This window comes from Paenibacillus sp. WC2504 (genome assembly GCF_052682475.1).
In genome coordinates this window covers 42,304-58,388 of record NZ_JBQZFH010000001.1, presented here as the reverse complement: position 1 = coordinate 58,388, position 16,085 = coordinate 42,304, and the positions used below count along the sequence as shown (strand labels likewise).

The 16,085-nt window shown below is 46.6% G+C and carries 16 protein-coding genes; all 16 read left to right on the top strand.

What is annotated here, in order from left to right:
- Position 1: 1 nt before the first annotated feature.
- The 16 genes from ACUN27_RS00235 to ACUN27_RS00160 all read left to right on the top strand — a co-directional run bounded on the left by ACUN27_RS00235 (position 2) and on the right by ACUN27_RS00160 (position 15,930).
- Positions 2-1,513 carry an NADH-quinone oxidoreductase subunit N gene (locus ACUN27_RS00235; RefSeq protein WP_315955544.1) on the top strand — a complete coding sequence of 504 codons (1,512 nt, stop codon included), beginning with the start codon at positions 2-4 and terminating at the stop codon, positions 1,511-1,513.
- 257 nt (positions 1,514-1,770) lie between these two features.
- A complete protein-coding gene (locus tag ACUN27_RS00230; RefSeq protein ID WP_315955545.1) occupies positions 1,771-4,299 on the top strand; it encodes a S8 family peptidase in 2,529 nt (842 codons plus the stop codon).
- Between the two features lie 19 nt (positions 4,300-4,318).
- Positions 4,319-4,579, top strand: a complete 261-nt coding sequence (locus ACUN27_RS00225; RefSeq protein ID WP_246069053.1) for a DUF1146 family protein — start codon at positions 4,319-4,321, stop codon at positions 4,577-4,579.
- 197 nt (positions 4,580-4,776) lie between these two features.
- Positions 4,777-6,096, top strand: coding sequence for a UDP-N-acetylglucosamine 1-carboxyvinyltransferase (murA, locus tag ACUN27_RS00220; RefSeq protein WP_127453399.1), 1,320 nt, complete (start codon positions 4,777-4,779; stop codon positions 6,094-6,096).
- Positions 6,097-6,146: 50 nt separating this feature from the next.
- Positions 6,147-6,272, top strand: coding sequence for a hypothetical protein (locus tag ACUN27_RS00215; RefSeq protein WP_445558235.1), 126 nt, complete (start codon positions 6,147-6,149; stop codon positions 6,270-6,272).
- Between the two features lie 424 nt (positions 6,273-6,696).
- Positions 6,697-7,203 carry an RCC1 domain-containing protein gene (locus ACUN27_RS00210; RefSeq protein ID WP_445558234.1) on the top strand — a complete coding sequence of 169 codons (507 nt, stop codon included), beginning with the start codon at positions 6,697-6,699 and terminating at the stop codon, positions 7,201-7,203.
- A gap of 100 nt (positions 7,204-7,303) precedes the next feature.
- A complete protein-coding gene (spoIID, locus tag ACUN27_RS00205) occupies positions 7,304-8,356 on the top strand; it encodes a stage II sporulation protein D (RefSeq protein ID WP_315955548.1) in 1,053 nt (350 codons plus the stop codon).
- A gap of 82 nt (positions 8,357-8,438) precedes the next feature.
- Positions 8,439-9,170 carry a M23 family metallopeptidase gene (locus ACUN27_RS00200; RefSeq protein WP_157318555.1) on the top strand — a complete coding sequence of 244 codons (732 nt, stop codon included), beginning with the start codon at positions 8,439-8,441 and terminating at the stop codon, positions 9,168-9,170.
- 300 nt (positions 9,171-9,470) lie between these two features.
- Positions 9,471-9,761 (top strand): sporulation transcriptional regulator SpoIIID, encoded by a 291-nt coding sequence (spoIIID, locus tag ACUN27_RS00195; RefSeq protein ID WP_029195640.1) that lies wholly within the window; start codon positions 9,471-9,473, stop codon positions 9,759-9,761.
- 164 nt (positions 9,762-9,925) lie between these two features.
- Positions 9,926-10,927 carry a rod shape-determining protein gene (locus ACUN27_RS00190; RefSeq protein WP_079417018.1) on the top strand — a complete coding sequence of 334 codons (1,002 nt, stop codon included), beginning with the start codon at positions 9,926-9,928 and terminating at the stop codon, positions 10,925-10,927.
- Positions 10,928-10,952: 25 nt separating this feature from the next.
- Complete coding sequence (locus ACUN27_RS00185) at positions 10,953-11,846, top strand: flagellar hook-basal body protein (protein WP_315955550.1); 894 nt, start codon at positions 10,953-10,955, stop codon at positions 11,844-11,846.
- Positions 11,847-11,869: 23 nt separating this feature from the next.
- Complete coding sequence (locus ACUN27_RS00180) at positions 11,870-12,736, top strand: flagellar hook-basal body protein (protein ID WP_315955551.1); 867 nt, start codon at positions 11,870-11,872, stop codon at positions 12,734-12,736.
- Positions 12,737-12,762: 26 nt separating this feature from the next.
- Complete coding sequence (locus ACUN27_RS00175) at positions 12,763-12,993, top strand: DNA-directed RNA polymerase subunit beta (protein ID WP_315955552.1); 231 nt, start codon at positions 12,763-12,765, stop codon at positions 12,991-12,993.
- Between the two features lie 100 nt (positions 12,994-13,093).
- The gene (locus tag ACUN27_RS00170) at positions 13,094-13,612 is read left to right on the top strand and encodes a CDP-alcohol phosphatidyltransferase family protein (protein ID WP_315955553.1); all 519 of its coding nucleotides are present in this window, start codon (positions 13,094-13,096) and stop codon (positions 13,610-13,612) included.
- A 160-nt stretch (positions 13,613-13,772) separates the two neighbouring features.
- Positions 13,773-14,201: a 3-hydroxyacyl-ACP dehydratase FabZ gene (gene fabZ, locus ACUN27_RS00165; RefSeq protein WP_127453383.1), complete on the top strand. Its 429-nt coding sequence runs from the start codon at positions 13,773-13,775 to the stop codon at positions 14,199-14,201.
- A gap of 34 nt (positions 14,202-14,235) precedes the next feature.
- On the top strand, positions 14,236-15,930 hold the full coding sequence (locus ACUN27_RS00160; protein ID WP_445558233.1) for a phospho-sugar mutase: 1,695 nt from the start codon (positions 14,236-14,238) through the stop codon (positions 15,928-15,930).
- Positions 15,931-16,085: the final 155 nt, after the last annotated feature.

Here is a 16,085-nt window from a genome sequence, read left to right as displayed (position 1 = left end):
GGTGGAACAGCTTCGACTCCAAGTCGCCGATTTAGTGCATCTGCTCCCTGAGCTTTCGCTGGTTGCCACCGCGATCATCCTATCTCTCTTGGATTTGATCCTGCCAAGCAGGTTAAGTCGTTCCGTTATTGGATGGTTGACCTTGGTCGGCCTTGTGATTTCCGGCGTGTTTGTTTTGCTTCAGTTGAACCCGGATGAGGCGATTCAGCTGCTCAATCAAAGCTATAGAGTGGATGATTTCTCCAATCTGCTGAAATTGTTCACCTTGGTAGGAACGGGTCTCGTCGTTCTGATGAGTCTAAGTTCCGTGAAGGAAGATACGATCCCGCATGTAGGTGAGTACTACTACTTCTATCTGCCTGCAGCGCTCGGCGCAATGATTATGTCATCCTCGGGCGACTTAATAACGCTGTACGTAGGGCTGGAACTGCTTAGTATTACCTCTTACTTGCTTGTGGCGATGAAGAAGAAAGATAGCAAGTCCAATGAAGGAGCCTTTAAATACTTAGTAATGGGTGGCATATCTTCTGCCATCATCTTGTATGGCATGTCCTTCCTATATGGGATGGTGGGATCGAGCAATCTTGCACAGATTGGCGCGGCGCTTCCATCGCTCATTAGTTCCTATGAGCCGCTGCTCTACGTTTCATTTTTCATGCTGCTTGCCGGTTTCGGCTTCAAAATAGCCGCTGCCCCTTTCCACAGCTGGGCACCGGATGTCTACGAAGGCGCACCGACACCTGTGACGGCTTTCTTGGCTGTCGTGTCCAAAGGTGCCGGATTCGCCATCCTTTTCCGAGTTTTCTACGTCTTGTTCGGGTTTTCTTCTTTCGAGGAATCGAAATTCCAATCCGATGTGTTCCTGGCCATTTCAGTTATGGCTGCGATCGCCATGGTGGTCGGTAATTTCATCGCCCTGAAGCAAACCAACATGAAAAGGCTATTGGCTTACTCGGGAATTGCCAATGCAGGATATTTGCTTGTACCAATTGCGACGTACTTCTCTGGTGTCCACTACGCGAATTTCTCTGAATTTATTTTCTATCTGATCGCGTACTTGTTCATGAACATCGGTGCTTTCGCGGTACTGATGATTATTGAGCAAGCAGAGGGCCATACCGAGGCCAAGGGCTTCGGAGGTCTGTATTACCGTGCTCCTTTTACAGCTGCTGCCATGGTACTGATTGTGTTGTCCTTAACTGGAATTCCGATTTCCGGCGGATTTTTCGGTAAGTTGTACATCATTTTCGGTACAATGCAAACCCATCAATACTGGCTCGGCTCCCTAATGATCGCGACGAGCGTCGTATCTTTCTACTACTACTTTGGTGTCGTTCGCCAAATGTTTATGCGCAGCGATTATGAGTCGGCTGAAGTTAAGGTGCCTGTTGCTTTGGGCATAACAGTCTGGTTATGTGCTCTTATCAGCGTAGCGCTAGGTTTGGTGCCGCATCTTGTGCTCAAATGGATTGAATCTATCTTCATGCTCACGAAGGATTTTATCTTGATGTAAATAGGAATGAGCCCTCCCCTTGCTGGGGAGGGCTTTTTGATTTTGCACCTAGAAACGGAATGTGGTAATTGCCTCCAAATCACACACAAATCCCATAATTGCATGTACAATAGACAGAAGTGGATAACCCCCCGGATTTTTTTCAAAAGTTCTGAACTTTTTGCGAAGAAAAACCGTTATATGTATCGAGAAGACGGGTAATGTGGTATAGATAGAGAAGGCATAAGACCATTACGAGATAAAGGAACTGTGATTTCATGAAATTCATTCGACACTTAGGGTTCATCGTCCTGATGATGCTTGTTGTGGAACTTACAGTGATGGTTACAAAAACAGAAGCAGCCTATCCCGTTTCGACGGATCCCATGAGGGTCAAACAGACCTATCTGGATATGATCCACATCAATGAAGCGTGGGCTGCGGCTGGAGATTCGCGTGCATCCATTGTAGTAGCTGTGGTTGACACCGGCGTTGATCTTACACATCCTGATTTGGTAGGTAATTTGGTAGAAGGCGTGAATTTGCTACAGCCCTCAAAAAAGCCAATTGATGATAATGGACATGGAACGAACGTAGCTGGCATCATTGCGGCTTCAATCAATAACGATAAAGGCATTGCAGGCATAGCTCCAATCGCTAAAATTATGCCGATCAAAGCATTGGAGTCAGATGGAACAGGCGGCGAAGCGAAGCTTGGCGAAGGCATCAAATATGCTGTGGATCATGGGGCGAAGATTGTCGTGCTCTCTCTGGGACTGAATAAGTACTCCGATTACATGGCAGGGGTAGTAAAGTATGCAGAGGATCACAATGTCCTTCTGGTGGCTGCCGTCGGCAATGAAAGCATGAGTGTGAAATACCCTGCAGCGTATCCAACGGTTCTGGCTGTAGGAGGCGTTACGGCTGATAAGCAGGCGGATCCTCGTTCGAATTTCGGGCCGGAGCTGGATCTGGTTGCACCGTGGGATGTGTATACTACAGCACTAGGCGGCGGCTATCAGTATCAAGACGGTAGCTCGATGTCCGCACCGCAGGTTGCTGGGGCAGCGGCACTTGTGTGGAGTAAATTTCCAACGATGAGCGCGTATGAAGTGAGATCTCAACTGGAGCAGACGGCGGATGATCTGGCAGAAACCGGCTGGGATGCTAAAACAGGTTATGGGCTGCTGCGTGTGGATATGGCGCTGACTAAGCCTTATAAAGAGGATCGATTTGAGCCAAATGATCGTCAGAGTCAAGCAGCTAAGCTGCCTATACATACCTCTGTGAAAGCAGCGTTATCCTCCGCGCTGGATGAGGATTGGTACGCGATTGATGCGGCCTATGACGGATATATTGAGCTGTGGTTGCAAAACACCGATAGTGCGGGTATTCGTGTACGCTTTGATTCCGGGGAAACTTTTATTTCCAATAGTTCCTCGGATGGAACTCAGCCTTTTAAGGTGAAAGTGACAAAAGGGCGCACGTATGTGCAGCTTCAAACCGTAGATCGCGAACGGAAAACAGGGATCAGTTACAGTTTGCAAACGGATTTTATCATCTACACGGACCCTTTTGAAGATAATGATAAGCAGTACAAAGCATTTGCGCTTCCTGAACGCAGCCAAACGATTCGCGGAACCTTTCACCAGAAAGGGGATGTCGATTGGTTTGTCTTACCTCTAGAGCATTCAGGCTCAATAAGGTTGAAGCTCTCCGTCGATACGGGTCGTATAGATCCGATGATTCTTTTTCAGAAAGAAGGAGAAAAGTCGATCACTATAGATCAAGGTGGAGATGGCGGGATTGAAATCAGCTCGCTCATGGATGTATTTCCAGGGCAATACTATATTCGAGTCAGTAATACGAAGGATTATACGGAGCCGATAACAGGTGAATATACGCTGGAAATTGAATATACGCCGAAATTAATCGATCCGAATGAACCTAATGATAAGTCGTATCAGGCAACATTTGCAGCGATGAATTCCGTGTACGAAGGTTTATTTAATAACAATGATGATGTTGATTGGTTTGAATTCCGAATGGGCCAAAATGGTCTGGCGCAAGTACGGTTGACTAACATCCCTACTTCGAGGACGATGTATGCAACGCTATATGACAGCACATTGAAGGAACAAGGTTTTTATAGAAACGAGTATGGTTCTGATCAGCTTTTTGTTGAGAAAACGTTGAATGCAGGCACCTATTATATTAAGCTGCAAGCCAATCAATGGTTCATGAGTCAAATTTACAGATTGAAAATTAACAGTTATACGCTCGTAAGCGGATTTGCCGATATTGAAGGGCATTGGGCTCAAGATGCGATAAGCAAGCTTACGGAGCAAGGCGTGATTAGCGGGTATGGCAATTATCGTTTTGCCCCGAATCAGTCGATTACCCGGGCAGAAGCAGCGACGGTATTGACTCGAGCCCTGAAGCTGACGAAGCGTAAAGATCTGAAGTTCTCCGATATGCCCACTTCACACTGGGCCTATGATTATGTCGCCAAAGCGCTGCAAGCAGATATTGTTGCTGGTTACCCTGACGGAACCTTCGGACCTGATCGTACGCTTACGCGAATGGAAATGACACAAATGCTTGCCCGCAGCATGAATATGACAGGGAAGAAGCGGGGGAATTCACCTTTTAACGACGTAGATGAGTCTTATTGGGGTTTGGGTATTTTGAAACAAATGTGGGCTGACGGCTGGATCACCGGCTATTCAGATGGCTCCTTCCATCCTGATGAGCAAGCCACACGCGCTGAATTCGTCTCTATGCTGGTTAAAGTAATGAATCGGTAGAACCGAGAAGGAGTGACCTATGGGAGAAGCGGATAAATGGAATGAAGCCGCGAAGTATGCTTCGGTAATGAACATGGTCGATATCGTGGTTTATATCCTGTGTATCGGCCTCGCGTGGTGGGCGCTGCAAGCGTTTCGCTTTGATGTGCTGCTTAAGAATCCAAAAGGCGCACAAGCCATTATGCTACAAATTCTACTTTCTATTGGGCTCGGGCATTTAGTTGCCAGTTTTTTCATCCAATATTTAGGCTTCTCCATGGGATTCGGAAAGATGTTTTAATTCCTTTTTTCGAATAATGATTTAAATTGTTGTCAACAATGGATAGTAGAACGGATCGAAAATGGAGATCCTGTTCGAACTCTATGTAGGTGCTTCAGAATACCAAAAGAACACAGTTGTAACTATGTGGCTTGTGATGATAAACTTAGGAAATGTGCAAAACCTTGTAATTAAAATAAGTGCGCGGAGGGACCATGATGAGCAAAATTATCGTCCGCGGTGGCCGAAAGTTAGCTGGCAATGTGAAAATCAACGGAGCGAAAAATGCGGTACTGCCGATTATTGCAGCTTCCATTCTGGGGTCGGAAGGTGAAAGCGTCATCCACGATGCGCCTCCCCTTGACGATGTACTAGTCATTAATAAAGTATTGCAAAGCTTAGGTATTGAAGTCGCCTATGACCGTCAGGTTATTCGTGTTCGTGCGGAACGCATTGACACATGCGAAGCATCCTATGATCTAGTCCGTAAAATGAGAGCCTCTTTCCTTGTTATGGGGCCATTATTAGCAAGACGGGGGCAAGCAAGAATTTCACTCCCAGGCGGTTGTGCGATTGGTACGAGGCCAATTGATCAGCATCTCAAAGGCTTCGAAGCGATGGGTGCCGATATTGAATTAGGCCAAGGGTATATTGAAGCCAGAGTGAAGGGGCGCCTGAAGGGTGCTAAAATTTATTTGGATGTAGCCAGCGTTGGCGCAACCGAAAATATTATGATGGCGGCTACGCTTGCGGAAGGCACAACCATCATTGAGAATGCAGCCAAAGAGCCGGAAATTGTCGATTTGGCTAACTATCTGAATGCGATGGGTGCAATTATTCGCGGTGCTGGAACGGGCGTTATTCGCATAGAAGGCGTAGAGAAACTTTGTGGGGCCGTACATACGGTTATACCGGATCGCGTAGAAGCGGGCACATATATGATTGCTGCTGCTATTACCGGCAGTGAACTGTACATGGAAAATGCTATCGGGGATCACCTGCGTCCTGTTATTTCCAAAATGCAGGAAATGGGCGTTGTCATCGAAGAAGACGAAAACGGTATTCGCGTGCGTGCCACGGGGCCGTTGCGTGCGGTTGACGTGAAGACATTGCCGTATCCGGGCTTCCCAACCGATATGCAGTCGCAAATGATGGCGCTGTTAATGGTGGCGGATGGCACAAGTCTTGTAACGGAGACGGTGTTCGAGAATCGGTTCATGCACGTGGAAGAATTCGCGAACATGAACGCTCATATTAAAGTCGATGGCCGCACGGCTATCGTCAGCGGTAACGCGAAGCTGCGTGGAGCAAAAGTGTGTGCAACCGACTTGCGTGCTGGAGCCGCGCTGATTTTGGCGGCGTTGGCAGCAGAAGGTGAGACCGAGATTACAGGAGTTCACCATATTGATCGCGGATATGTCGATATTACAGACGTATTGCGCGGGCTTGGTGCCGATATTTATCGGTCGGTGCCGCAACAAGTGGAGCAAGAAGCGGCGGAGCTGGGTTTTTTCAATATCCAGCCAACGTTAGCGTAGGATAAGTAAGAACCGTCGGAGAGAGCTCCGGCGGTTTTTTTTATGGTCATATGCAGCTGTTATGGGAGCTGGAGTCCGCTATTTTTCTGAAAAGGCGGAATTTCCATGTGGAAGAGGAACTACGATCCGCTATTTTGTCGATTTCATCTGTAAAAGGCGCTATTGTGGACAATTAAGACCCTGTAGTTCCGCTCAGAGTGGCAATAGCTCGTTTTTTCACGAAGATAGAGGACTCTAGTTCCTCTAATTGAGCGTTAGCTGAGGGGGATTTGTGCCAGTTGATTATCTGGCCAAAGTCCCCTTCTTTTTGCCTACTGATAGCTGATTATTTGCTCTCTATGCTTTATTGCGAGATTCCAATACTTTATACAAATATTGTAAAAGTTTACTATTGATTTAACCATGCTAGATAGTATTATTAATTATGTAACTAATTCCATATTTTTACACTAATAGAAAGGGGGATAAGTTTATCTAGGATGTTGGAATCTATGATTCTGACCAACCAATCAAGTAACCATTTTATCGAGCGAAGGAGAGAACATTAATGTTGATGAGAAGAAAAGGATTTATTTCAATGCTTACTTTCATGTTACTGCCATGATGATCGTACCTGCATCGGCGCAGGGAAATCCAACGAATCCAGCTCAATTGAAGACGGTCCTGGCAACAGGATGGGGGCATTCGTTATTTTTAAAGACAGATGCCACTTTGTGGGCTTGGGGCGATGGCAATTTAGGGCAATTAGGTAACGGTTTAGGCACGAGTAGCTCATCTGCCATTCAAAGTTCACTCCTTCAAGATATCGTCGATGTAGCGGCAGGAGATGAAAACCACAGTTTGGCATTACGCAGCGACGGAATCGTATTCGCGTGGGGAACTAATTCTGTTGGCCAACTGGGAGATGGCACGACTGTCATAAATCGCAACAGCCCGGTTCAAGTGAATAATTTAACAGATGGAACCGATGTAGAAGCTGGTTTCTACCATAGTTTAGCGTTAAAGTCCGATGGAACGGTATGGGCTTGGGGTCATAACTATTGGCGCGAGCTTGGAGACGGCACAAGGACGGACCATTATACGCCTGCTCAAGTCACAGGTCTGTAAATCTCAAATTGCAACGTGTTCTAATCTATTAGCGCCTCTCATAAGCTAAGTCATACCAAAATACCTGCTAGTAAACGCGCTTATGGAGGCTGCTGAGACGATGTTGAAGAAAAAACGTGTTCCTGGCCGCGGGGCCATCCTATGGATGGCTGTTTGTTTGTCTTCTATGCTCTGCGTCATCCTTCTTGTTCCTGGATTGCTAGTCAAGAAGATTCCGGGGGGCGACGATTCGCCCTCTGTACAGCTAGCGATTGATGGCTCTCATCAGGAGACGGTGACTGCTGGAGGGTTGATGATCCCTGTCTATTTGACCAAAAAAGATGAAATCGAAACGGTGCAATTGGAGCAGTATGTGAAAGGTGTACTCGCTGCAGAAATGCCAGTAGAGTTCGAGCTGGAAGCGCTCAAAGCGCAAGCAATGGCAGCTAGAACATACGTCATACGCAGGGTGCTAGAGAAGGATTATAGTAATGTGCCTGTAAATGATGCGCTTGTAACAGACACAACGGCACATCAAGCCTATCTGACCGATCAAGAGTTAAGAGAGAAGTGGACCAAAGGTACGTATGAAACGAATATGGCCAAAATCGATAGAGCTGTGAATGAAACGAAAGATCTGATTTTGACTTACGAGCACAAGCCTATCAATGCTACTTTTTTCTCAACGAGTAACGGGTATACGGAAAACTCAGAAGATTACTGGCCATTCATGAGTCCCTATCTACGCAGCGTGCCCAGTCCGTGGGATGTAAAGCTGTCTTCACGTTACCAAGAAACGGTAGACATTACGTACAAAAGTATGCTGCAGAAACTGGGCGTTACGAGTATAGCCACCACCGGTACCGGAACAAAGAGTATGAAAGTGCTAGAGTGGTCCATGGGACACCGAATCAAGAAGATGACTATCGGAGGAAAAACCTTCTCTGGCCGAGAAGTAAGAGAGAAGCTAGGATTAGCATCCTCTCAATTCGCATGGAAATGGTCCGGTTCCAAAATTACGTTTACGACTTACGGATACGGCCATGGCGTTGGCTTAAGCCAATGGGGCGCTAATGGAATGGCCAAGGAGGGCAAGACTGCAGAGCAGATTGTAACCTACTATTACACAGGGATCTCTATTGAAAAAGCGACCCCTTTTATCCAGAAATCTTAGTTCATAACGTTTCTATAAAAATATCTTTCTTCAAGTATAAAACCTTTAAATGTGTCAAGAATGGTTGATGAGGTGATTAACCATGAGTGATCAAAACAAAGGTTTTCAAAAAGAAGAAGCTCCTAAAACTGTTCAAGGGGCACAAGGAAGTCCATCCGCATGGAAGAGGTTGCTTGCTAAGAAATGGGTATTCCCAGCAACGTATGTAGCAGCAGCGGCAATTATCTTAACCTTAATGTGGGTGTACCAGGACACAGGTACGAAAACAGTCAGCCAAGACGATCTGGGCATTAAGGTAAGCAGCGACGATCAAGCACCTGACAATTCCAAAGATGGAGCGGTTGCCGTCAACGCACCAGCAGAAGCTATGCAATGGCCTGTGAAAGACAGAGCGGCTCTAGACGTATCCATTCCGTTCTATGACACCAATGCAACCAATGAAGTTAAACAGGCGGCAATGATTCAGTATAACGATCAATTGACGCCGCATACCGCAATCGATTTGAAAGCCAAAGATGGCGCAGCATTTGATGTATTGGCCGCTATGAGCGGTAAGGTTACGGCAGTTGAGCAGAATCCAGTTGTCGGCAATCTTGTCGAAATTACACACAGCAATGGCTTGATCAGCGTGTACCAAAGCTTAGCGGAAGTCAAAGTAACCAAAGGCGCTGAAGTGAAAAAAGGCGACGTCATCGCCAAAGCGGGACGTAATGATTTCGAGAAGGAAGACGGCGTGCACCTGCACTTTGAAGTGCGTCAAGTTAGCGATAATGCCGCTCTGAATCCGGAAACGATTCTAAACGCTAAACAGTAATCGGTTAAAATGAAAAGGCAAGCAGGTGGCTTCGTCACCAACCAGCCTACATAGAATGAGGGCAGCGGGTATATCCTGCTGCTTTTTTGCTTTGAAACCTAGGGGATTTACTCCACGGCTTGCCCTCCATCAGGGACACAACAGACTTGTCCTTGCCAAAAAAGACCGCATAAGCCCTTATTTCCTGATTTTTTTGAAAATAAATATAGGAAAAGGGCTTGTCAGGCTTGGTTACGTAGAATATCTAGTCATGCCCCTCATATACTTTACCAAACTATCTCGAGTAGGGAGGCGAGGGGAGTGCACGATTACATCAAAGAGCGAACCATTAAGATTGGTACCTGTATCGTCGAGACCAAGAATACGGTTCGCACCATTGCGAAGGAATTCGGTGTTTCCAAGAGCACGGTGCATAAGGATTTGACGGAAAGACTGCCGGAAATCAACCCGGACCTGGCCAACCAGGTGAAGCACATTTTGGAGTATCACAAGTCCATTAGACATCTAAGGGGAGGAGAAGCGACGAAAATCAAGTATCGAAAGACACGAAACCCGAAGCACTCCGAGAACTTAGTCACGGTCAAATCCTAAAAATACGATCATCCCGACGGTTTCCTGGAACTGGACATGTCGAAATTTCACGGAAAAAGAGGAATTAATGCATTTACAGCGAATTTAGCTTATAATTAGAACTATCTATAAGAGCGCCGATTCTTCACGGGATGGACGGTAGATTTAGGGAGGATTAACTTGAAATGTTAAGCAAGGATATTGGAATAGATCTCGGCACGGCAAATGTGCTCATTCATGTGAAAGGACGCGGCGTTGTGCTCGATGAGCCATCTGTAGTAGCGATTGAAAGCGATACGAAACGCGTGCTTGCTGTAGGAGAAGAAGCTTTCCGCATGGTGGGTAGAACTCCAGGCAATATTATCGCGATTCGTCCATTGAAAGATGGGGTTATTGCGGACTTCGATATTACGGAAATGATGTTAAAGCATTTCATTGCAAAAGTAGGGGGCAAGAACTGGTATTCGCATCCGCGTATCTTGATCTGCGCCCCTACCAACATCACCTCGGTTGAGCAGAAAGCGATCCGCGAAGCGGCTGAGCGCAGCGGTGCCCGAGAGGTATTCATGGAAGAAGAACCGAAAGCAGCGGCAATTGGCGCCGGTATGGACATTTTCCAACCTAGCGGCAACATGGTTGTGGATATTGGCGGAGGGACGACGGATGTGGCCGTGTTATCCATGGGCGACATCGTCACCTCCTCTTCCATCAAAATCGCTGGCGACAAGTTCGATATTGCAATCACGAAGTATATCAAAAATAAGTACAAGCTGCTGATTGGTGAGCGGACGAGCGAAGATATTAAGTTGAAAATCGGAACGGTATATCCACATGGCAGAGATCAAGAGATGGATATTCGCGGTAGAGATATGGTATCCGGATTGCCGCTTACGATTACGATTCACTCCAGTGAGGTCCAGGAAGCCCTATGGGATCCGGTTTCATCGATCGTAACGGCTGCGAAAAGCGTTTTGGAGCGTACGCCACCTGAACTTTCCGCAGACATTATTGACCGTGGCGTTATCCTGACAGGCGGCGGAGCTTTGCTGCACGGCCTGGATCAGTTGTTAGCAGACGAGCTGAAGGTTCCGGTATTAATTGCGGAAGATCCGATGTCTTGCGTAGTTAAAGGAACTGGGATCATGCTCGATAACCTAGATAAAGTTTCCAAGCGTAAATTTAACTAGACAAGTTTATCCAAGAGGTGAAGAGATGCTAAGAGGACTGTATACCGCGGCGGCAGGAATGATCTCCGAGCAGCGCAGACACGATACCATTACGAACAATATTGCTAATATTAATTCCCCGGGTTTTAAACAAGGTAATGCCTTGTCGCGTTCGTTCCCGGAGATGCTTATTTCTACAATTCGCGGTGGACAAGGCGCCTCAACGGCACCGCTTGGGAAGATGAGTCTTGGTGTGTTTTCAGAGGAGAATATCTCCATCCACGCACAAGGCGACCTGCAGGAAACGCAAAATCCTTTTGATTTTGCCCTCGTGTCGAACATCCAAGTGCCTGGCATGGCATTCGACGCTTCGGGGAAATACGTGAATGCGGACGGGGAGCGCACGTTCCAGCCGCAGGCATTATTCACCGTGATGAATGCGAACGGAGAACGCCGGTATTCCTTGAATGGTAAGTTCACCGTCGATCCGACAGGACAACTCGTGAACGCCAATGGCAATCAGGTGTTGGGTCGCGATGGACAACCCTTGCTGCTTGTTGATGGAGCGGGCCAGCCCATTCGATCCTTTAAAGTAACAGACAAAGGGGAGTTCCTTGACGGGAACGGCCAACCGCTGTTGAATCAGGCTGGACAACCTGTAGGATTGATGCTTTCGCGTGCAGAGGATCCGAATCTTCTGCTGCGTGAAGGGAACGGTTTGCTGCGGATTAATCCAGGCGACGAAGCAACGGTTACACAGGTTGCCGTTGGTGATCAGGTCGAAGTTCGCCAAGGTTTTATCGAGCGCTCTAACGTGGATTCTGCGCAGTCTATGGTCGATATGATGTCGGCACTCCGCGCCTATGAAGCCAATCAGAAAGTCATTCAATCTTATGATAAAAGTATGGACAAGGCAGCGAACGAAGTCGGACGCGTCTAATCTAGCTTGCGAAGGAGCCACACATGAACAATTCCATGATTAACTCATCGGTATCCATGCACAGCTTACAGCAGAAGCTGGATATCTTGTCCAATAACATAGCGAACCTCAATACGACAGGTTTTAAGAAAAAGGATGCCTCCTTTGAGGATGTTCTGACCAATGTGAAGTCGCAGCCGGAAGGATTCCGTCAGCAGGGCAGATTCTCTCCCCTTGGTTTCAACCAAGGATGGGGATCAAAGTTGGTGCAAATCCAAACCAACCTTGCGCAAGGACCTATTCAGTCTACAGGCGGTATTACGGATTTTGCGATTCAGGGAGACGGATTGTTTGAAGTGTCCGTCAGCAAGGTTGATGGGAACGGAAACCAAGTGTTTCAACCTGCATGGACGCGTAATGGGTCTTTCAATTTGACGCCTGATGCCAATGGCGATACGGTGCTTACCACCAAAGAGGGTCATTTTGTTACAGGAACAGACGGTAATCCTATTCGTATACCTGCTGGCTTCAGACCCGTTGTTCAACCAAATGGCATTATCAATGGATACAGTGAGCAGGACCCGAGTGCTGAGCCGCTTAACCTTGGACAGATCAAGCTGGTTCGCGTTGTGCGCCCGCAGTTGCTCCAAGATGTTGGAGATAACCTATACGCACTTCCTGCGGGAATTACGGATGCCGAGAAGGCGAACATTTTGCAAAATGTGGATCCAGGGCTGGATACAACCAATAATCGGGTTACATTAATGCAGGGGTTTTTGGAGCAATCCAATGTGACGCTTTCCGACGAAATGACGGATCTTGTGATGGTGCAAAGAGCGCTTCAACTCAATTCCCGGGCGATTACATCTGCCGATCAGATGATGAATATCGCAAATAATTTGCGCGCCTGATCGTAGAAAGGGAGGGATAGGGCTCGATGTCTGACAAGCCTAACAAGCCTACTCCAAAGAAGAAAAAGGCACCACGGCCGAAATGGCTAAACATCATATGGCTTATTTTCAAAATCATACGTATTCCCGTTCTTTGCTTGCTAGCCGTTTATATCGGACTATGGGTCGGATATTCCAAGCTGGGCCATCAGCCATCAGCGGAGATCTTCCATATGAGCACTTGGCGGCATTTATACGATTTGGTATTTGCGAATTAATTCAAACTCCCTTATTGGGAGTTTTATTTTTGTGTTAGCAAATGTATAATGAATGAAGGCTAATCGTCAGATACCAGATAAAAGGCGCAGGAGGGGTACTTTGAATATTCCGAACATGCTCACCATTAGCAGGTTTGTTCTTATCCCTGTGTACCTCATCATTTTTTTCAGCGGCCATATCCAGATAGCCTTTCTGATCTTGCTGGCAGCAGGGCTTACAGATATCTTAGACGGTTATATTGCCAGAACTCGAGGTTTGGTAACACCTGTTGGTGTTATGCTGGACCCCCTTGCGGATAAGTGCATGATGATTGCAGTCATTCTCTCTCTGCTTATTACAGGGATGATACCATGGCAGGCGGCGGCAGCGATTTTTATACGTGATCTGGGCATGATCATGGGTTCTGCTTTCGTCCACTTCAGGGGGAAATTAACCGTTCCCGCCAATGTGATGGGGAAATTAACGACAGTACTTTACTATCTCGCCATTCTCTTCATTGTTTTTCATTTAGATTTCGCCATTACGTACTTGTGGTTCGTGATCGGGATATCCTTCTTAACTTCCTTCATTTATATTTTTCAATTCTTGCTTTTAAACCGGAGGGCCAAAGCGAAATAGACAATTACGTAAAAAGAGCCTATGCGAGGGCTGTGCACACACCTCCTTACATAAGCTCCCCCTATATGAACCTTCACTTCTGCAGTTAATGAAGGGACACCAGTATTGTAAGTGATTACCTTGTATTTTATACAAGAAATTGAAAGGAGCATTACCTGTTATGCTAGATATTAACCAGATTCAAGAAATTATTCCACATCGCCCTCCTTTTCTGCTCGTTGACCGCATTTTGGAAGTAGAGCAAGGCGTGAAAGCGGTAGGGATTAAGAATGTTACCATCAATGAACCTTTCTTTGCAGGCCATTTCCCAGGTTATCCGGTTATGCCGGGTGTGCTGATTATTGAAGCTTTGGCACAAGTGGGCGCTGTAGCTGTCCTTTCCATGCCTGAGTATAAAGGTAAAATTGGTTTATTTGCGGGTGCAGATGGCATTCGTTGGCGTCAACAAGTGGTGCCTGGCGATACACTGACATTAGAAATGACGATTACACGTGTTAAAGGAACAATTGTCAAAGGCCAAGCTGTGGCAAAAGTAGGCGAGAAAGTGGTAGTCGAAGGTGAACTTATGTTCGCCCTTGCTAATAAATAACCCCATAGATAAAAAGGAGATGAACCTGACTACTATGACGCGCGTACAAACAGAGTATCAATTATGGCTGAACGATCCAGCAGTGGATGCAGAAACGAAAAAGGAACTGCTTGCAATTCGGGAAGACGAGAAAGAAATTGAGGATCGCTTTTACAAAGATCTCGAATTCGGTACAGGTGGGCTTCGTGGCGTTATTGGCGCCGGAACGAACCGCATCAATGTCTACACCGTTGGTCGTGCAAGCCAAGGTCTTGCACAATATGTGAATAGCACAGGCGTACAAAGCCCTTCTATTGTACTGGCTTACGATTCACGTCATATGTCGCCGGAGTTCGCTTTAGAAGCTGCCCTGGTTTTTGCAGGAAATGGCGTTAAGGCCTATCTATTCAAAACTTTACATGCTACACCACAGCTGTCTTTTGCCGTGAGATACTTAGGCGCGACAGCAGGCGTTGTCGTGACAGCAAGTCATAATCCACCTGAATATAATGGATATAAAGTATATGGCGCAGACGGTGGACAACTCGTACCTCAGTTTGCGGAGCAAGTGATCGCCGAAGTTCAGAGCATTGACTCTTTTGATAAAGTGAAGAAGCTTAGTCAAGAGGAAGCAGAAGCACAAGGTCTTCTTACATGGCTTGGCGAAGATGTCGATCAAGCATACATAAAGGCAGTAACCGCGATTAGCCAGAATCCGGATGTGATTAAGGAAATTAGCGATGATTTCCGTGTCATCTTCACGCCGCTCCATGGTGCGGGGAATGTGCCAGTCAGAGCCGTATTGCAAACTCTGGGTTTTGGACAAGTCCGTGTTGTTGCTGAGCAAGAGTTACCTGATGCACAGTTCTCAACCGTGAAGTCTCCGAACCCGGAAGAACGTGAAGCTTTTACACTCGCTATCGCACAAGCTAAAGAATGGAATGCTGATATTATTATTGGGACAGACCCGGATGCTGACCGTATGGGTGCGGTAGTGAAGGATCAGAACGGGGAGTATTTTGTTCTTACAGGCAACCAGTCGGGAGCCATTATTGTTAATTATTTATTATCGAGCTTGAAAGAGCGTGGAACACTTCCTGCTAACGGTGTAGTTGTCAAAACGATCGTAACGAGCGAGATGGGCGCAGTAATAGCAGATCATTATGGAATTCCAACGTTAAATACGTTAACTGGTTTTAAATATATTGGGGAAAAAATGACCCAGTTCGAGCAAACGGGCGAGCATACTTTCCTTTTTGGCTACGAAGAGAGCTATGGTTATTTGGCTGGCGGCTACGCGCGCGATAAAGATGCTGTCATCGCAGCTATGCTTATCGCAGAAGCGGCAGCTTATTATAAGAAGCAAGGCAAGACATTATATGAAGTCCTGCAAGAGCTGTACGAATCCTTTGGTTACTTTTTGGAAAAACTGGAGTCAAGGACGCTCAAAGGGAAAGACGGCGTAGAACAAATTGGACGTATGGTAGAAGCGTGGAGAACTAACCCTCCAACAGAGATTGCCGGTACGCCGGTTACGGCTATGGAAGATTACGCCAAAGGTGTAAATGGACTTCCTCTTGAGAACGTGCTGAAATTCAAACTGGAGGACGGTTCCTGGTTCTGTTTGCGTCCATCGGGTACTGAACCTAAAATTAAGTTCTATTTTGCGGTAAAAGGATCTTCAGGCGCAGAAGCTGCGGAACAGTTGGATCGCATCATTCAATATGTACTTAGCCGTGTAGACGGATAATGAAATAGGATTAATTGAACCTCTTCAGAACCTAAGTCAGGGATAGGTCGTCTAATGAATAGATGGAATAAATCCGTATTCATTGGGCCTATTTCCTCGAGTTTAGGAGCTGAAGGGGTTTTCGAATGTATATAGGACTAGAAAGTAAATGCTCT